This window comes from Streptomyces aureocirculatus, assembly GCF_000720475.1.
GTDB classification, from domain to species: Bacteria; Actinomycetota; Actinomycetes; order Streptomycetales; family Streptomycetaceae; genus Streptomyces; species Streptomyces aureocirculatus.
This window is the reverse complement of the sequence record NZ_JOAP01000016.1, coordinates 30,529-48,909: the sequence shown is the minus strand read 5'-3', so window position 1 is coordinate 48,909 and position 18,381 is coordinate 30,529. Positions and strand designations below refer to the sequence as shown.

Genomic DNA, 18,381 nt, shown 5'->3' with positions numbered 1-18,381 from the left:
ACGGCGACGGCGACGGCTATGGCGATAGCGACGGCCACGGCGATGGCCATGGCGACGATGACGATGGCGACGATGACGACGATGACGACATGGACAGGATGACCATGGACCAGGCCACGGCACTGACCGGCAAGGCTCTGAACACCCTCTGCGTCGTGAGCCCCTGGCTGGCGGGCGAAGCGGCGTACCGGCTCTTCCGGCTCCCGCTCAAACGCGCCACCGTTCGCGACGAGGAACGCCTGCTGATCGACCAGGCGCAGGTCGAGAAGGTCCGCGTGGGCGGCGAGACGGCCGTCACCTACCGCTGGGGCAGCGGGGAGCGGCCGGTGCTGCTCGCCCACGGCTGGCAGTCGCGCGGCACCTGCTTCGCGCGGTTCGTGCCGGGGCTGCTCGACGCGGGGTACAGCCCCGTCGCCTACGACGCGCCCGCCCACGGCGACGCGACCGGCGGCACCACGCATGTGCTCGCCTTCCGTGACGTCATCGCCCATCTGGCCGCCGAACACGGCGAGTTCGAGGCCGTCATCAGCCACTCGGTCGGTGTCATGGCCGCCGTGCTCGCGCTCCGGTCCGGGGTGTCGGCGCGGCGTCTCGTCGCGATCAGCCAGGTGGGCGAGTTCACCTTCCTCTTTGACCAGTTCTGCGGACAGCTCGCCCTGCGGCCGCGGCTGCGCCAGGAGCTGCGGCAGCGGATAGAGAGCCGTATCTTCCCCGGCGAGAAGGACATCTGGCGGCGTTTCTCCACCACGCACGAGCCCGCGGGCATCACGGCGCCGATCCTGATCTTCCATGACGAGGGCGACCGGATGGCGGGCGTGGACCAGGCGCGGCGGATGGCCGAGGTCTTCGGTGACCAGGCGCGCCTGGTCGTCACCCAGGGGCTCGGCCACCGCAGGATCCTGGACGATCCCGGCGTGGTCGAGGGCACGCTGGACTTCGTGACGGCCGCGCAGAGCGGCCCGGCCGAGACCTGGGTGGCCGGTCGGTGAGCGGGCTGCTCGCGGGCCGGCGGGTGCTGGTCACCGGCGTACTCCTCGACTCCTCGATCGCCTTCCACACGGCCCGCCTCGCCCAGGAGGAGGGCGCCGAGGTGCTGCTCACCGGCTTCGGGCGCCTCAGCCTGGTGGAACGCGTCGCCAGGCGGCTGCCCAAGCCCGCCCCGGTGATCGAGCTGGACGTGACCGACGAGGAGCACCTGACGCGGCTGCCCGAGCGGATCGGCGAGTACACCGACGGGCTCGACGGCATCGTGCACTCCATCGCCTTCGCGCCCCCGGACGCGCTCGGCGGTACGTTCCTCGACACGCCCTGGTCCTCCGTCGCGACGGCGGTCGAGGTGTCGGCGTACTCGCTGAAGTCGCTGACGCGAAGCTGTCTTCCGCTGTTCGGCCCGCGCGGCGGCTCGGTGGTGGGGCTGACCTTCGACTCGACGGTGGCCTGGCCGGCGTACGACTGGATGGGCGTGGCCAAGGCGGCGCTGGAGTCGACGTCCCGTTACCTCGCGCGCGATGTGGGCCCCCGGGGGGTCCGCTGCAACCTGGTGGCGGCGGGGCCGATCCGGACGATGGCGGCCACGTCCATCCCCGGCTTCAGCAGGTTCCGGGACATCTGGGCCGAACGGGCCCCACTCGGTTGGGACGTGACCGATCCCGAGCCGACCGGCCGTGCCGTGGTGGCCCTCCTGTCCGACTGGTTTCCCAGGACCACTGGTGAGGTGGTGCACGTGGACGGCGGGGTGCACGCGATGGGGGCCTAGACCTCGCCACGGTCTGCTCCGGGGCCCGGTGCGTGGTGGCGCACCGGGCCCCGGGCGTGTTCCGGCATGCCGAGCGGACGTGTTCAGGCGTCCGGAGCCGAGGACTGGGCGTCGATGAACGCGGCGAGGCGCCGGACGCCCTCCTGGATCCGCGCCGGGTCCAACGCGCTGCACGAGAGCCTCAGTTGACGGTTCCCGCAGCCGTCGAGGAAGAAGCTGTCCATCGGTGTCCACAGCACACCGAAGTCACGCGCCGAGCGCTCAAGGGCTTTGACGTCGGCAATGAACGGCACGTTGAGGACCAGGAAGAAACCGCCGTCGGGCCGGTTCCAGGACAGGCCGAGGCGGTCGCGCTCGGCGGCCGGGAAGGACCTCTCCAGAGCGTCGAGCAGGGTGTTCATGTTCGCCGCGTAGTGGTCGGTGGCGGCGGTGTTCGCCTCCCGCAGCCGACAGCCCGACTCGACCAGGATGCCGCCGATGACGGCCTGGCTGATGGCCGAGGTGTTGACCGTGGTCATGCTCTTGATCTTCGAGAGGCCGTCGGCGAGCAGACCTCGGGAGCCGTCGGGCGCGAGCACCTCCTGGTCGGCCAACACATAGCCGACCCGGGCGGCGGGCAGTGCCGTCTTGGAGAACGAGCCCAGATAGACCACACGGCGGCCACCGAGGGCCTTGAGCGTGGGTGGAGTGCCGCCGGTGCGGGAGAAGAACCCGTACGGATTGTCCTCGAGCAGCAGCACGTCCTCCCGCTCGGCCACGTCGAGGAGCCGGTGGCGCCGGTCCAGGGGCATGCTCGTCCCGGACGGGTTGGCGAAGTCCGGCACGAGATACAGCGCCCTCGGCCGCCCGCCCGCCGCGCGCACCGCCGCCGCGGCGGCCGCCACCGCGTCGGGCTCCGGTCCCTCGGGGCCCTCCGGCACCGCATGGATCCTGAGGTCCAGGAGCCGGGCGGCGCCGGTGATGCCGACGTAGGCCGGTGTGCTGATCAGCAGGGTGTCCTCGGGCGCGGCGAACAGGGCACGCAGGACGAGCAGCATGGCCTCCTGGGCGCCGGTGGTGACCACGACCGCCTCGGCGGGTACGTCGATGCCCTCGTCGTTGTGCAGGGCGCGGGCGATCAGCTCGTGGATGACGCCGTTGGTGCGCCCGTACTGGAAGAGCTGGGTGCGCACCCGGGCCCGCGACCACCCCAGCTCCCCCTCCAGGTAGTCGGTGTAGGCGCGCAGATGGCGGGAGAGGTCCTCGGGCTCGAAGTCGCCCTCCCAGGGGCGGCCGGGGGCGAAGGACAGGGCTTCGGGGAAACGCGAGACGACTTCGTTGAGGAAGTTCATCGCGTCGAGGACGGGGTCGGTGAGGCTGGCGTGCAGCCCCTGGAGCACCGGGTCCGGGGCCGGTGGGCCCGGTGGGACCGGTGGGCCCGGTGGGGCTGATAGGACCGATGGAGCTGATGGGACCGATGGCAGGCCGGTGCGGGAGTCGGTCATGAGGTCTCGTCCTTGGTGTCCGTGTCGGTGTCCGTGTCCGTTGCCGGATCCGCGTCATCGGTTGCGAAGGCACTGCGCAGGAACGCGGCTGCCTCCTCCTGGGCCCGGCGACCGGCGTCCAGGGTTCCGGCCATCGCGAAGAAGCCGTGGATCATGCCGGGGTAGCGGGTCAGCGTCACGGGCACGCCCTCGTCCCGCAGGCGCGCGGCGTACTGCTCGCCCTCGTCGCGCAGGGGGTCGTGTTCGGCGGTGATGACCAGGGCCGGCGGGAGACCGCTGAGGTCCTGGGCCCGCAGCGGTGAGGCGAGCGGGTGGCGGCCGTCCTCGGGCCTGTCGAGATAGTGGTCCCAGTACCAGGTGACGGACTTGTCGTTGAAGAACGCCGGATCCGTGTTCTCCCGCCGGGACGGCGTGTCGGCGTCCCGGTCGGTGTTGGGGTAGACGAGCAACTGGGCCACCGGACGCGGGCCCTGCCGGTCCCGGGCCAGCAGGGTCACCGCGGCGGACAGGTTGCCCCCGGCGCTGTCGCCGCCGACGGCGATCCGGCCGGGGTCGGCCGCGTGCAGCGGTCCGGGCCTGCCGGACTGCGCGGCCACCCAGGTCAGGCCGGCGTAGGAGTCCTCGACGGCCGCCGGGAACCGGTGCTCGGGAGCGAGTCGGTAGCCCACCGACACGGTGACGCAGCCGACGGCGTTGGTGAGGGTGCGGCAGATCGCGTCGCAGGTGTCGATGGTGCCCAGCGTCCAGCCGCCGCCGAACAGATAGACGAGGACCGGCAGCGGGCCGTCGGCCGCAGGCCGGTAGACCCGGCCCGGAAGCGGTCCGTCCGGTCCCGGAATCACCAGGTCGGTGACCTCGTGGACCGGTTCGGGCGTCCCGGAGCCCGCGCGGATCGAGGCCAGGTCGGCCTCCCGTGCTTCCTTCAGGGACATGGTGTAGAGGGGGCGGGCGCCGTGCGCGGCGCTCTGGGCTCGGAGGGCTTTCACCTGTGGATCGAGGGAATCGAGTGCCATGGGAAACACGGTCTCCAGCTCGGTCAGGGGGCGTCGGGCAGCAGCTCGGGGTCGGTGGCGGCGGTGCGCAGCCGGTTCAGGATCGCGGTCGAGGCGTGGCCGTAGGCGCTGTCGTCCCCGTTGAGCAGGGATTCGCCGTTGGCGGTCTCCATGAAGGCGGTCAGCTCGAACGCCAACTGGCGCCTGTCGGTCTCCGGACGGATCTGGCCGGCCGCGCGCGCATCCTCGATCAACTGTTCGATGAAGCTGCGCCAGTTGGCCCGTGCCGCGGCGACCTCGTCGCGGACGGGCCCGGGGCGGGCGTCCAGCTCCACGGAGACGGAGTAGAAGAAGCAGCCGCCGGGGAAGACGCGGGTCCGTGAGTAGTCGAGCCACCTCTCGCACAAGTGGCGGATCTTCGCGACACCGTCGGGGCCCCGGCGGGAGGGGATCACGACACGGCTCAGGAAGATCGCGATCGCGGCGCGCACGGTCGCGCGCTGGAGCTCTTCCTTGGACCCGAACAGGGAGAAGACGCCGCTCTTGCTCAGTTCCAGCTCGTCGGCGAGCTGACCGAGCGACAGTCCTTCCAGACCGCGCACGGAGGCCACGTCGACGGCGTGGCGCAGGATCAACTGCCGGGTCTGGTTGCCTCGCGCGATACGGCCGTCCGTGCGCTTCCTGGCCTTGCTGGCTGCGGTGTTGTCGGCTCCCATGTCACATCCCCGGGTTCTGGCAGTGGTGGTCGCCGAGCCGCGGCCACAGAAATTTCCGCACGACCGTTTAGTATCCGCACGGTCGTATGGTTGAGATGCTATCTTACGAGCGATCGACCACAGGGAGCGCGACGGGGGTACCTCGTGAGTCGTCCGGCGTTACGCGAGTTCGAACAGGCGGCACGTGCCCGCCTGTCCAGTCATGTGTGGGACTTCATCGCGGGAGGCAGTGGCACGGGGTCGATGATCTCGGCCAACCGCCACACGCTCGACCGCATCAGACTCCGCCCGCGCGTCCTGATGGACGTGTCCCGGGTGGACACCGGCACCACGCTGCTCGGGGATCAGGTCCGCGCACCCGTGGGCATCGCTCCCATGGCCTATCACCAACTGGTGCATCCCGAGGGGGAGGTGGCCGCGGCCCGTGCCGCGGGGAAGGCCGGGGTGCCGCTGACGGTGAGCATGTTCGCCAGCCGCACGCTGGCGGACATCGCCGCGGCCGCCACCGGGCCGCTGTGGCTGCAGCTCTACTGGCTGCGCCGGCGCGATGTGCTCCTCGACCTGGTCCGGCGCGCGGAGGAGGCGGAATTCCGTGCCCTGGTCCTCACCGTGGACGCGCCGCGGATGGCCCGGCGCCCGAAAGACGTGCGCAACGGCTTCGCCATCCCGGACGGCATCCGGGCGGTCAATATCGACGAGACGCTCATGTCCGCCTCGTACGGCGGACAGGTGGGTGAGTCGGCTGTCGCCCGCCACGCGCGCGAGCAGTTCGACGCCTCCATCGGCTGGGCCGACCTCGCCTGGCTGCGCGAGCGGACCTCGCTGCCCCTCGTACTGAAGGGCATCCTCACGGCCGAGGACGCGCTGCTCGCGGCCGACCACGGTGTCCGCGCCGTGATCGTCTCCAATCATGGCGGACGTCAACTGGACTCCGCCCAGCCCGCCTTCGCTGCCCTGGCCGAGGTCGCCGACGCCCTCGACGGCCGGATCCAGGTGTTCGTCGACGGCTCGGTCCGGTACGGCACCGACGTCGTCAAGGCGCTGTGCCTCGGCGCCGACGCCGCTCTGCTCGGCAGACCCTTGCTGTGGGGTCTCGCCGATTCGGGAGACGAGGGCGCGTCCCTGGTCCTGGGAGGCCTCGCGGAAGAGGTCGAGGAGGCCATGGCGCTCATGGGCGCCTCCGGCGTCGGCTCGCTGACCCGGGCCGGAGTGGTCTGTCCACGCGCTGAATAACACTCACAAATCAATCCTCCCGGCTTTGTTTTCGAAATAAGCGGGGAGGTTGACCAGTGCTGCCCGAAAGATAATCCTCCGCTAGAGGATTCCTCGTGCCATAAATCTGCCAGAAGTTTTTACTTGTGCCGCTCCTGCGGGTCTGCTGTGATGGAGACAAGGTTAGCTCTCAGTGATCGTCCGTAAGTGATGGGGAATCGCTGCGCACCTCCAACGGGGAGTAATTCTTGTGAATGGCGAATGGGTCGACGAGTTTCTGCTCTCCGGTCCGGACCACGAAGCGGTGCTGACATTGGGTGCCGTCGTGACCAGGGGTGAACTGCGGGCGGAGGTGCAGCGGCGCCAGCAGCCGCTCAGGTCCGCGGGGCTGACCTCCGGAGGCGTCGCTGTACTGCGACTTCCCCCTTCTCTGACGCTGGTTGCCACGCTCCTCGCCGGCTGGCGCGGCGGGGCCCAGTGCGCTCTCGTCGACCATCGGCTCACCAGCAGCGAGGCCGACGCGGCGATCGAGAGAATTAATCCGCAGGTCGTTGTCACGGCCGACCGCGAGATTCGCGGAAGGCTGCGCGGCTATTTCGAAACGGATTCCGTGATCACCGCCCGGGAAAGTGGTGAACCGGCACACACGGAACATGTGCTGTTACAGCTCAGTTCCGGATCGACCGGCCCTTCGAAAGTGATCGGGCGGACCGCGGAGAGCCTCATGGCGGAAGTGGAACGTTATGGGCTGCTGACTGCCTATCCGAAAAACGGTGGGCGTATTGTTGTCCTCGCCTCGGTTATCCATGTGCTCGGCCTGGTCGGTGGACTGCTGTACGGTTTGCACAACCGGATTCCACTGACCCTGCCGAGCAGTCACACCGCGGACTCCCTCCACGGCGCGGTGGCGGCAGACCCCGCACCGACCACCCTGCTCGGTGTTCCGTCGCAGGCGGCCCTCCTTGCCACGGTGCAGTCACCGCCCCGACTGCCGCAGCTCACCGGCATGATCACGGGCGGCGAGACCGTCAAGGCGAAGACGTGGGAGTTCTTCACGACCCGGTACGGTGTCCCGCTCGGCGGCATGTACGGCATGACCGAGGCCGGGATGATCGCTACGGACCTCCTCGGCACCACCCGGCCCGGCCTCACCCCGGCCCCCGGTATGGCCGTCGAGATCGCGGACGGCGAGATCCTGCTCCGGCTGCCCGCCAGTCCCTACGTCGGCCGTGCCGACCCGACGCGCTACGCCGACGGCCGGCTGCGCACCAAGGACGCCGGGACCCTGGACCCAGGGACCGGGCTGCTGACCGTGCACGGCCGTCTCGACCAACAGGTGTCGGTCGGGGGACTCAAGGTCGACCTCACCGAGGTCGAGGAACTCCTCAGCAGGCTGCCGGGGGTCCGTGAGGCCGTCGTGGTGCAGGGCTCCGGCATCGAGGCCTACGTGGCCGTGACCGACACGATGGTCACCGGCGAGGAGCTCAGCCGTGCGGCCGCGGTCCGCCTCGCGGCGTACAAACGCCCCCGCCGCCTGACCGTACTCCCAGCGATTCCCCGCACCCCCACCGGCAAGCCGCTGCGCAGCCCCGACGCGCTGCGCGCCGCGGCCCGGGCACAGGTGGCGCGATGACCCGGCCGACGTCAGCCGACGACCGCGGGCCGATGCCGTACGCGGACCGACAGCCGCTCGAACAGGTCGCTGTCGTCCACACCCCGCACGGCCACACCCACCACGTGCCTGCCACCACCCACGAAGGCCGCCGTACAGGCCGTGGCGGCGTCACCCGGCACCGCGACCGGCGCCCGCGGACCGCCGTCGGGCGGCGGCCACACCGCGGGCAGGGGCATCGGGCGACTCATCCCGCCCGCGCGCAGCCCGAGCCCGAGCGCCTTGCCCACCGCCTCCTTCTGCGTCCACAACCACAGGAACGCCCGGCTGCGTTCGGCCGCGGCGAGACCGTCCAGCCAGTGCGCCTCGGCAGCCGCCAGGTAACCGTGCGCCAGGGCCCGTGCCGCCAACGGCCGGACCGTCTCCACATCGACGCCCAGATGGACACGAGGAGATCTGCATAGCGCGACCGCGGCCGTACCCCGGCCGTGACTGACACTCACCTGCGTTCCCCGGCCCGCCCCGTTCAGCAGCGGCCGGCCGCTCGCAGCGTGGGACATCCACACCTTGGACGGCTCGACGCCGAGCAGCTCCGCCGCGCTCCGCACCGCCAGGAAACGCGCCACGCGCCGTGCGTCACCGTCCGCCGCAGACCACAGCACCGTAACCGAGACCGGGTCCGAGCCCGGCTGACGCCCCATGAGATCGGAGTCAAGCACATGCAGAAGGACGAGGTCACGAAGTTCATCCTCGACGCCCTGTCGACCATGAACTACGACGTGTCCGAGGTATCCCCCGACAGCCCTCTCGGCCCTTCCGGGCTGGATCTGGAGTCTCTTTCCGTGGCCGAGATCGCGATCCAGATCGAGGACACCTACGGCGTGCGCTTCGAGGAGGACGAGATGGAGAGCCTCGCGCTGCTCACGATCTCCGGTCTCGTCGACGAGGTCGTCAAGCGCGCCTCCGCCGCCGCCACCGCCGCCCACTCCGGCTGAACCCGGCTCTTCACGCCACCGAACCCGGCACACGAGGAGTCGCCCGGATGAAACGCACCAACGACCGCGCCCAACTGGCGGCCGATCAGGAACTCGGCATAGGCAACGTGCTGACTTCCCTGGCCGGCCGCGGGACGGGCCTTGACCGCCCGGCCCTGACGTTCGACACGGACGTCGAGGACCATCCCGCCTGGCAGCCACTCACCCTGCACGAACTGGACCAGCGGGTGGCGGCACGCGCCGCCGCCCTGCACGCCCTCGGCATCGCCCCGCGCGACTGTGTGGCGGTCTTCGTCAGCACCGGCGCCGACATGGTCCTCAGCTATCTCGCCCTGGCCCGTATCGGCGCGATCCCGGCCCTGATCAACGCACGGGTGGCGGGGGCGACGGCGGCCGAGTACATCCGCAGGCTGCGCGCCACCGGAGTGCTCGCCGACGAGGCGCACCGCGCCGAGCTGGCCCCGCACGGGCTCGACACGCCCCTGCTCGCCGACGTGGCCGACCTCGGCAAGGGGGATCCGGCGAAGGCCCCGCCGGTCTACCGGCACCACGCCGACGAGCCCGTGGTCATCACGCACTCCTCGGGCACGACCGGTCTGCCGAAGGCCGTCGGCCACTCCCACCACGCCCTCTTCGCATCCATCCGGCACCGTCTGACCCTGCCCAAGCCCCAGGGCCTCGACCGTATGCTCGCCGCCCTGCCGACCGCGCACGCGGCCATGGTGATCGCGGTGAACCTCGCCCTGACCAATCGGGTCGAGCTGGCCGTGCTCTCCGAACAGAGCGGCTCCGGCGTCCTTCAGGCCATCGAACGCTGGAAGCCGCAGAGCGTGCTCGGCTTCGCCGCCACCTGGTCGGAGCTCGCGGGCGAGGACCTGTCCCAGTGGGACCTCGACTCGATCAGCGTCTGGTGGAACACCGGTGACTGCGCCCACGAGGCGCACATCCGGCGCCTGGTCGCGGTGGGCAGCCGCAGGTCGCTGACCCCGCAGGGCATCAAGCGGACCAAGGGCTCGCACTTCGTGGACGGTCTCGGTTCCACCGAGATGGGCCACTCGCAATTCTTCATCACCCACACCCCCACCACAGACCGCTACGGCCGGTGCATCGGGCGCCCGCACGCCTTCTCCACGGTGGCCGTCCTCGACGACGACTACGAGCCGCTCGGCCCGGGTGAGGTCGGCCAGCTCGGCATCAACGCGCCGACGCTCTCCCTGGGCTACTGGAACGACTCGGTGACCACCTACCGGACCCGCAGGAACGGCTTCTTCCTCACCGGGGACCTCGTCTACCAAGACGAGGACGGCTGGTTCTACCACGTCGACCGCGCCGTGGACGCCGTCGAACTCCCGGACGGCCGGAAGCTGTTCTCCGCCATGAGCGAGGAACGCGTCCTCGCCGCCTGCGACGACATCCGGGAGTGCACGGTCGTCGCCGTACGGGAGGGCGGGAGGGTCACCACCACGGTGCTGCTGATCCCGGTGGACAAGGCCGACATCGAGACCGACCGGACCGCTCAGGTCCTGGCCGCCCTGGAGGACCATGTGGCCGCCACCGTGGACCGGATCGTCGTGGTCGACCCGGAACTCATCCCGCTCGGCCCCACCGGAAAGGTGCGCAAGGTCCTGCTCCGCGAGCGGTTCCTCGCGGGCGAGCGGTTCGAGGCCGGGGGGTCCCGCACCGGTGACGGGGCGGTGCTCGCCTCATGAGCCCGACCGCCGCCCGGCACGGCGCCACCGTCACCGGCCTGGGGACGTTCACTTCCCTGGGCCGGGGCGCCGCCGAGATGTTCGACGCGCTGTGCAGCGGGAAGTCGGGGCTCACCACGCCTCCCGCGGCGCACCTCCTGTCCGGCACCCTGGACGTGGCGGGCATCGCCCCGGACCTGGACCCGGCCGAGGTGCTCCCGCCCGGGGAGCGGATGGTCGACCGGTACGCGCTGATGGCGCTGGCCGCCGCCGCGGACGCCGTCGCCGACTCCGGCCTCACCATCGGCAGCGACGTCGACCCGACCAGGGTGGCCGTGGTGCTCTCCAGCGGCGCCGGCGGCCTCACCACGTACGAGGAGCAGGCGCACGCCCGGCGCGACCGGGGCCCCACGGCGGTCAGCCCCTATCTGCTGCCCGGCATGCTGCCGAACATGGCGGCGGCCCGGGTCGCCATCAAGTACGGCATCCGTGGCTGGAGTTCGGCGATGGCCACCGCCTGCTCGGCCGGTGCGCACGCGGTCGTCGAGGCCGCCCGGCTGATCCGCCACGGCGAGGCCGACGTGGTGATCTGCGGAGGCGCCGAGGCACCTCTCAACCCGACGTCCGCCCTGGCCTTCAAGCACGCCAGGGCCCTGGCGCACGGGTGGGAGGATCCGACGGCAGCCAGCCGCCCGTTCGACACGGGGCGCAACGGCTTCGTCCTCGCGGAAGGCGCCGGAGTGCTCGTCGTGGAGCGCACCGACGTCGCCGACGCCCGCGGCGCCGCCGGCTACGCGGACCTGCTCGGCTGGGGCGTCTCCACCGACGCGTACAAGCCGACCGCGCCGCGGCCGGACGGCGAGGGCGCGGTACAGAGCATGCGGTCCGCCCTGGCCTGTGGCGGCCTTGCCCCCGACGACATCGGCTACGTCAACGCGCACGGCACCGCCACCAAACTGGGCGACATCGCCGAGGCCCGTGCCGTGCGCACCGTCTTCGGCACGGACGGCGGCCCCGCGGTCAGCGGTACGAAGTCGATGACCGGCCACCTGCTGGGCGGCGCCGGAGCCGTGGAGGCGGCCGTGTGCGCGCTCGCCCTCAGCACCGGGCGACTGCCGCCCACGCACAACCTCCAGGACGTGGCCCCCGACTGCGAACTGGACCATGTGCGCGGCGCCGCCCGGCCGAGCGGGACGGAGGCCGTGCTCTCGAACTCCTTCGCGTTCGGCGGGCACAACGTGAGCCTGCTGCTCGGCCGGGCCCACACCCGCAGCAAGCGTGGGCGATGACCCCGCGACCAGGCACGACGCCATGACCGAGCAGAAGACCAGTGACGCGAAAGGACATCTTGTGAACATCGACGGCATCGACCATGTCGAGTTCTATGTGGGAGATGCCCAGCAATGGGCGTTCTCCCTGTGCACCGCCTTCGGGTTCCGACTGGCGGGCCAGGCGGGCCCGGAGACCGGGCTCGACGGCCGCCGTTCGCTGCTGCTGAGCCAGGGCGGCACCTGGATCGTGCTCACCTCCGCGCTGACCGCCGACGATCCGGTCGCCGACTACGTCAGCCGGCACGGTGACGGAGTCGCTGGCATCGCCTTCGAGGTGAGCGACGCGGCCGGGGCCCACGCCGAAGCGGTGCGGGCGGGCGCCGTCTCCGTCACGGCGCCCGCCGTCCACGCCCGTGGCGCCACCGAGGTCACCACCGGCACGGTGGCGGGCTTCGGCGACATCACCCACACCTTCGTGCAGCGCGAGGGCGACCGGGCCGAGTTCCTGCCCGGCGTGATGGACATGTTCGCCGCCGACCCCGACGGGCCCGAGGCCCTGATCAGCGTCGTGGACCACGCGGCGGTGTGCCTGCCCGCCGGGGAGCTGAACGAGACCGTCGCCTTCTACGAGAAGGTCTTCGGCTTCTCCCAGATCTTCGAGGAGTTCATCGAGGTCGGCGAGCAGGCCATGGACTCGAAGGTGGTCCAGAGCCCCTCGGGGAAGGTCACCTTCACCCTGATCCAGCCGGTGGTGGACCGTCGCCCCGGCCAGATCGACGACTTCCTCGCCCGTCACGGCGGCGCCGGAGTGCAGCACCTCGCGCTGCTCAGCGACGACATCATCGCCACCGTGGAGACGCTGCAGAACCGCGGCGTCCGGTTCCTCGAGACACCCGCGGGCTACTACGACGAACTTGAACAGCGCCTTGGCCGCACCGACCTGCGCCTGGACGACCTGCGCCGGACCAACGTCCTGGTCGACCGCGACCACTGGGGCCAGGTGTTCCAGATCTTCACCCGCTCCATGCACGTGCGCCAGACGTACTTCTGGGAGGTCATCGACCGGCACGGTGCCCGCACGTTCGGCAGCGGCAACATCAAGGCCCTCTACGAAGCGGTCGCCCGCGAGGAAACCGCCCCGGTCTGACCGGCACCTTCCCCACTCTGGAGCAGAACTGTGATCCATCAGGAACCGAGCCGCTTCGCGCTCACCGAAGCGGAACGCGCACTGCTGCCCACCGAGACCGAGATCGACCACTACCTGGATCACGGCTGGTACCTCTCGAAGAAGCTCCTCACCGACGAGGAGACGGAAGCGCTCGTCGAGGCCAGCGAGCGTTTCTACGACGGCCACCGTGACCGCACCCTGCCGGCCCGCCCGCCCAAACTCGCCTACTGGGAGCCGTCGGCCGGACCCGTGCAGCGGCACAACGACTACATCCACTACGAGGACGACACCATCGGCCGCATCCTGCGCAAGCCGCTGATCGGGGCCGTGGCCGCGAGGCTCGCCGAGGCCGAGGAGATACGGATCTTCCAGTCCACCCTCATCCTCAAGCCGCCGCGGCCCGAGGAGCAGAGCAACGTCGTGCCGTGGCACTTCGACCGGCACTACTGGGCCACCTGCACGTCCGAGAACATGCTGACGGCGTTCATCCCGTTCCACGACTGCGACGAATCCCTCGGCACCATCACGATGGTGGACGGCAGTCACCGATGGAAGGAGACCTCAACCAACGACCAGACGTCGCTGCACTTCGCCGAGCGCAACCGGGACGAACTGGAGGCGATGCTGGAGGAGAACGCCGCGTTCAACAACGCCGAGGTCCGCAAGGTCCCGATGAACATCCCGCGCGGCCACATGAGCTTCCACCACTGCCGCACCTACCACGGCAGCGGCGCCAACCTCGCGGACCGCCCGCGCCGGGCCGTCTCCCTCCACTTGCAGGACGGCGCCAACCGCTACCAGGACTTCCGTCGTTCGGACGGCTCGTGGGTCTCGTACAACCACGATGGGCTGGTCCGTCGTACCGCCGACGGCAGGCCCGACTACTCCGACCCCGAGTACTGCCCGGCGCTGTGGCGCTCCTGACCGCCGGCCCGCGGGAGAGGACCGTGTTGCGCACCGCCGTAGTGGTCGGGACCGGCATGATCGGCACCTCGGTGGCCCTCGCCCTGCGGTCCCGGGGCGTGACGACCTACCTCGTGGACCGGGTCGCGGAGGCGGCCAGGACCGCGGAGACGATCGGCGCGGGAATCGCCGGACTGCCGCCCAGGCCGGTGCAGTTGGCCGTGCTCGCGGTACCGCCGAGCAGTACGGCGGACGCGCTCGCCGAGTGGCAGGGCCGGGATCTGGCCGAGAGCTACACCGACGTGGCGAGCGTCAAGGCAGGACCGCACCGGGAGATGACCGCGACCGGCTGCGACCTGACCCGGTTCGTCGGCGGACACCCGATCGCCGGCAGTGAACGGTCCGGTCCGACGGCGGCCCGGGGCGACCTCTTCCACGACCGGCCCTGGGTGCTCACCCCCTCCCGGCAGTCCGGGGACGCCGCCCTGTGGCGCACGCGGCAACTGGTGCGGCTGTGCGGGGCCCGGCCGCTCCTGATGGACCACGCCGAGCACGACCGCGCGGTGGCCCTCGTCTCACACACCCCGCACCTGGTGTCCAGCCTGCTGGCCGCCCGCCTCAATGACGCAGGCCCGGCCCAGCTCCAGTTGGCGGGGAAGGGACTGCGGGACACCACCCGGATCGCCGCGGGCGACGTCGGGCTGTGGACGGACATCCTCGGCAGCAACGCCGAGGCCGTGCATACGGTCCTCACCGGTCTGGCGGCCGACCTGGGCGAGGTCCTGGCCGTCCTGGACCGCCTCGGCCCGGGCGGGGCGGAACGGGACACGGCCGTGGCCACCCTGCGATCCGCCCTCGCCCGTGGCATCGAGGGCCGCGAACGGCTCGACCCGCGGGCACCCGACACCGCGACCGCGGTGCCCGGTGCCAGTGACGGCGGCCCGCGGGACGCCGGTCGCGCACCGGCGGAGCCGTTACTGACCGTCCCGGCCCTGCACACGTGACACCCGAACGGCCCGCGCCACGGCAGAGGACCACCGGGGAGACCCCGACGCCCCCCAACCCAGTGGAGAAAGACCCATGAACACCCGACGGTTAGACGTCTGCCTGATCGGCGCGGGCCCCCGCGGGCTCGCGGTACTCGAACGGATCTGTGCCAACGCGGAGGAGGTCGCACCCGGTACCGAGGTGACCGTGCACGTCGTCGACCCGTTCCCGCCCGGCGCCGGGCGGGTCTGGCGCACCACCCAGCCCCGGCGGCTGCTCACCAACACCGTGGCCTCCCAGACCACCGTGTTCACCGACGAGAGCGTGGAGATGGCGGGGCCGCTCGTGCGGGGCCCCAGCCTGTACGAGTGGGCGCGTTTCCTCGCTCTCGGCCTGGAGGACGAGGACGGCCCCGACTGCCCGGAGTCCGTGCTCGCCGAAGCCCGTGCCCTGACCCCCGACTCCTATCCCACCCGCGCCTTCTGCGGCTACTACCTGAGGTGGGTGTTCCAGCGCGTGCGGAACACCGCCCCACGACAGGTGACCGTGGTCGCGCACCGGACCAGAGCGGTGGCCCTGCGGGACGAGAGCCCCGGGGGCACCCAGTGGGTGCGCCTGGAGAACGGCATCGTCCTGACCGCCCTGCACGCCGTCGTGATGGCCCAGGGCCATCTGCCGCTGCGCTCCACCACCCGCGAGGCGCGGCTCTCGGTCTTCGCCGACCGGCACGGCCTGCGCTACATCGCCCCCGCCAACCCGGCGGACGTGGATCTGTCGGGCGTGCGCTCCGACGACCGGGTCGCCCTGCTCGGGCTCGGTCTGAACTTCTTCGACTACATGGCACTGTTCACCGAGGGCAGGGGCGGCACGTACCGAAGACGCGAGGGCAAGCTCGTCTACGTCCCCTCGGGTCTGGAGCCGAGGCTGAGCGCCGGATCCCGCAGGGGGCTGCCGTTCCACGCGCGCGGCGAGAACCAGAAGGGCCCGCACGGCAGGCACATTCCCTTCCTGCTGACCCCAAAGACCCTCGCCGACCTGCGGGCGCGGGCCGAGACCCGGGGCGGCCTCGACTTCCGCGCGGCGATCTGGCCGCTGGTCGCCAAGGAGGTCGAGACCGTCTACTACGCGACCCTGCTCACCGCCCGCGGCCGCGCCGAGGAGGCCGAGCGGCTGCGGGCGGCCTACCCGGCCGCAGCCGCCGGGGGAGCGGAGGAGGAGCGTCTGCTGGCCGCGGCCGGGATCGGACCGGGCGAGCGCTGGGACTGGGAACGCCTCGCCCGGCCCTTCGACGGACTGTCCTTCGCCTCGCCGGAGGAATTCAAGGACTGGCTCCTCGGCCATCTGCGCGCGGACGTGGACGCGGCCCTGGCGGGCAACGTGGACGGCCCGTTGAAGGCCGCCCTGGACGTGCTGCGCGACGTGCGCAACGAGGTGCGCCTGCTGGTGGACCACGGCGGACTCGCGGGCGCGTCCCACCGCGACGACCTCGACGGCTGGTACACGCCGCTGAACGCGTTCCTCTCGATCGGCCCGCCCGCCCGGCGCATCGAGGAGGCCGTCGCACTCATCGAGGCGGGGATCCTGGAGGTGCTCGGCCCGGACACGACTGCCCGCGCACATGCCGAGGAGGGGGTGTTCGTCCTGGAGTCCGCGCGGGTGCCCGGCTCCCGGCGCGCGGCCAACGTGCTGGTCGACGCCCGGCTGCCGGCCGTCGACCTGCGCACTACCGCCGATCCGCTGTTGACCTCGCTGCTTGAGCGGGGCCGGTGCCGTCCGCATGTGCTGACCGGTGCCGACGGCGTGCGGTACGAGACCGGCGGCCTCGCCGTGTCCCCGCGCCCCTTCCATCTCCTGGACGCCGGGGGCGTGCCCCATCCGCGGAGGTTCGCCTACGGCGTGCCCACCGAGTCCGTCCACTGGGCGACGGCGGCGGGCATCCGCCCCGGGGTGAACTCCGTGACGCTGGCCGACGCCGACGCCATGGCCCGCGGTCTGCTCGCGCTCGGCGGCGTGGGCGATGTGAGCGTCGAGACCGCGGAGGTGGTGGTGCCGTGACCGGAACCGCTCGTGACCGGCCCCTGGCCACCGGCCTCGACGCGGGGCTGCTCAGCCCGGTGTCGGCGGGCACCGCGGCGGCGGCCGCGACCACCGACGAGGCCTGGCTGCAGGCGCTCCTGGACGCCGAGGCCGCGCTGGTACGGGCCCAGGCGGCACTCGGGGTCGTCCCCGAGCGGGCCGCCCGGACGATCACCGAGCTGGCCCGGGCCGAGCACCTGGACCCGGTCGCGCTCGCCCGGCAGGCGCGCGGCGCGGCCAACCCCGTGGTGGCGCTGGTCCGGGCGTTCACCGAGGTGGTGGCCGCCAAGGACGCGGCGGCCGCGGAGTATGTGCACCGCGGGTCCACCAGCCAGGACATCATGGACACCGCGGCGATGCTGGTGGCCCACCGGACGCTGGGGCCGCTGATCGACGACCTCGACGGCGCGGCGGTGGCCCTGCGGGGACTCGCCGCCGCCCACCGCGACACCGTCATGCCGGGACGCACTCTCGCCCTGCACGCCGTCCCCGTCACCTTCGGGCTCAAGGCGGCGGGCTGGCTCCGGGGCGTGGTCCAGGCCGCGGACCGGCTGCGGGCGTTGCGGACCGAGCGGCTGCCCGTCCAGCTCGGTGGCGCGGCCGGCACCCTGGCCGGGTACGCCGAGTACGCCCGCCTCGACGGCGCGGGCGGCTCGGAGGCGTTCGTCGCGGAGCTGTTCGCGCGGCGGCTGCCCGCCGAGTACGCCCGCGAGACCGGCCTGGCCGAGCCGGTGCTGCCCTGGCACACCGAGCGCACCCCGGTGGCCGCGCTCGGCGCCGAACTCGCCCTCACCACGGGCGTGCTGGGTAAGATCGCGGTGGATGTGCAGAGCCTGTCGCGCACCGAGACGGCCGAGCTGGCCGAACCGGCCGCGGCCGGCCGGGGGGCGTCGTCGGCCATGCCGCACAAGCGCAATCCGGCGCTGGCCACCCTGATGCGCGCCGCCGCGCTCCAGGTTCCCGCCCTTGCCTCGGTGCTCGCTCAGGCGATGCTCTGCGAGGACGAGAGGTCGGCCGGCGCGTGGCACGCCGAGTGGCTGCCGCTGCGCGACTGTCTGCGCCTGACCGGGGGCGCCGCCGAGACCGCCCGTGAACTGCTCGAAGGGCTGCGGGTGTTCCCGGACCGGATGCGGGACAACCTGGACCTGACCGGCGGACTCGTCGTCTCCGAACGGCTCGCGGTGGTGCTGGCCCCGCAGCTCGGCAAGGTGCGGGCCAAGGACGTGGTGAGCCGCGCCGCGCTGCGGGCCGCGGCGGAGCGACGCCCCTTCGCCGAAGTGCTCGCCCAGGCCCCGGAGGTCGCCGGGGCCCTCACCGGGGAACAGATGGCGGAGCTGCTCGACCCGGCGCACTACACCGGGGTGGCGGGGGAGTTGGTCGACCGGGCGCTGCGGTGCGGGCCGCACGGCGCCCGGCAGCCCGTGGAGCACTGAAAGGGGGGGCACGTGCGGGGCCGCGAACGAGACCGGTCCCGCACGACATCACGAACACCTAGGGGACGGGGGGAGACACCCAATTCCC

General features: G+C 71.8%; 16 protein-coding genes. 12 read left to right on the top strand and 4 right to left on the bottom strand.

All coding sequences use genetic code 11. The features are described from left to right. Positions 1 to 89 precede the first annotated feature (89 nt). Positions 90 to 989: an alpha/beta hydrolase gene (locus IG78_RS0116340; protein WP_225882098.1), complete on the top strand. Its 900-nt coding sequence runs from the start codon at positions 90 to 92 to the stop codon at positions 987 to 989. Then, positions 986 to 1,756: an enoyl-ACP reductase FabI gene (fabI, locus tag IG78_RS0116335; protein ID WP_030563697.1), complete on the top strand. Its 771-nt coding sequence runs from the start codon at positions 986 to 988 to the stop codon at positions 1,754 to 1,756. The genes IG78_RS0116340 and fabI overlap by 4 nt, the downstream gene beginning before the upstream one ends. Positions 1,757 to 1,839: 83 nt before the next feature. On the opposite strand, the gene IG78_RS0116330 is transcribed toward fabI, so the two are convergent. From IG78_RS0116330 to IG78_RS0116320, 3 genes are all read right to left on the bottom strand, one after another. Beyond that, positions 1,840 to 3,135, bottom strand: a complete 1,296-nt coding sequence (locus tag IG78_RS0116330) for an aminotransferase-like domain-containing protein (RefSeq protein ID WP_030563695.1) — start codon at positions 3,133 to 3,135, stop codon at positions 1,840 to 1,842. Positions 3,136 to 3,236: 101 nt separating this feature from the next. Continuing rightward, on the bottom strand, positions 3,237 to 4,253 hold the full coding sequence (locus IG78_RS0116325; protein WP_030563693.1) for an alpha/beta hydrolase: 1,017 nt from the start codon (positions 4,251 to 4,253) through the stop codon (positions 3,237 to 3,239). A 23-nt stretch (positions 4,254 to 4,276) separates the two neighbouring features. Then, positions 4,277 to 4,948, bottom strand: a complete 672-nt coding sequence (locus tag IG78_RS0116320; protein WP_051852691.1) for a TetR/AcrR family transcriptional regulator — start codon at positions 4,946 to 4,948, stop codon at positions 4,277 to 4,279. Positions 4,949 to 5,092: 144 nt separating this feature from the next. On the opposite strand from IG78_RS0116320, the gene IG78_RS0116315 reads away from it, so the two are divergent. Further along, on the top strand, positions 5,093 to 6,181 hold the full coding sequence (locus tag IG78_RS0116315) for an alpha-hydroxy acid oxidase (RefSeq protein WP_030563689.1): 1,089 nt from the start codon (positions 5,093 to 5,095) through the stop codon (positions 6,179 to 6,181). 229 nt (positions 6,182 to 6,410) lie between these two features. Beyond that, a complete protein-coding gene (locus IG78_RS0116310) occupies positions 6,411 to 7,793 on the top strand; it encodes a class I adenylate-forming enzyme family protein (RefSeq protein WP_225882097.1) in 1,383 nt (460 codons plus the stop codon). Positions 7,794 to 7,804: 11 nt separating this feature from the next. On the opposite strand, the gene IG78_RS44065 is transcribed toward IG78_RS0116310, so the two are convergent. Beyond that, the gene (locus tag IG78_RS44065; RefSeq protein WP_199813268.1) at positions 7,805 to 8,398 is read right to left on the bottom strand and encodes a 4'-phosphopantetheinyl transferase family protein; all 594 of its coding nucleotides are present in this window, start codon (positions 8,396 to 8,398) and stop codon (positions 7,805 to 7,807) included. A 93-nt stretch (positions 8,399 to 8,491) separates the two neighbouring features. Here IG78_RS44065 and IG78_RS0116300 point away from each other — a divergent pair, with 93 nt between their 5' ends. The 8 genes from IG78_RS0116300 (at position 8,492) to IG78_RS0116265 (ending at position 18,293) form a co-directional block, all read left to right on the top strand. Then, entirely contained in the window at positions 8,492 to 8,767 is a 276-nt protein-coding gene (locus IG78_RS0116300) for an acyl carrier protein (RefSeq protein WP_030563683.1), read from the top strand. Positions 8,768 to 8,814: 47 nt separating this feature from the next. Then, on the top strand, positions 8,815 to 10,476 hold the full coding sequence (locus IG78_RS0116295) for a class I adenylate-forming enzyme family protein (protein ID WP_051852689.1): 1,662 nt from the start codon (positions 8,815 to 8,817) through the stop codon (positions 10,474 to 10,476). Next, positions 10,473 to 11,744: a beta-ketoacyl-[acyl-carrier-protein] synthase family protein gene (locus IG78_RS0116290; protein WP_030563679.1), complete on the top strand. Its 1,272-nt coding sequence runs from the start codon at positions 10,473 to 10,475 to the stop codon at positions 11,742 to 11,744. Before IG78_RS0116295 ends, IG78_RS0116290 begins: the two co-directional genes overlap by 4 nt. 22 nt (positions 11,745 to 11,766) lie before the next feature. Next, positions 11,767 to 12,873 (top strand): 4-hydroxyphenylpyruvate dioxygenase, encoded by a 1,107-nt coding sequence (gene hppD, locus IG78_RS0116285; RefSeq protein ID WP_199813267.1) that lies wholly within the window; start codon positions 11,767 to 11,769, stop codon positions 12,871 to 12,873. Positions 12,874 to 12,903: 30 nt separating this feature from the next. Next, the gene (locus tag IG78_RS0116280) at positions 12,904 to 13,818 is read left to right on the top strand and encodes a phytanoyl-CoA dioxygenase family protein (RefSeq protein WP_225882096.1); all 915 of its coding nucleotides are present in this window, start codon (positions 12,904 to 12,906) and stop codon (positions 13,816 to 13,818) included. 23 nt (positions 13,819 to 13,841) lie between these two features. Further along, entirely contained in the window at positions 13,842 to 14,801 is a 960-nt protein-coding gene (locus tag IG78_RS0116275) for a prephenate dehydrogenase (protein WP_225882095.1), read from the top strand. A gap of 76 nt (positions 14,802 to 14,877) precedes the next feature. After that, positions 14,878 to 16,839: an FAD/NAD(P)-binding protein gene (locus tag IG78_RS0116270; protein WP_037685617.1), complete on the top strand. Its 1,962-nt coding sequence runs from the start codon at positions 14,878 to 14,880 to the stop codon at positions 16,837 to 16,839. Then, a complete protein-coding gene (locus IG78_RS0116265) occupies positions 16,836 to 18,293 on the top strand; it encodes a nitrosuccinate lyase (RefSeq protein ID WP_225882094.1) in 1,458 nt (485 codons plus the stop codon). Before IG78_RS0116270 ends, IG78_RS0116265 begins: the two co-directional genes overlap by 4 nt. Positions 18,294 to 18,381 lie beyond the last annotated feature (88 nt).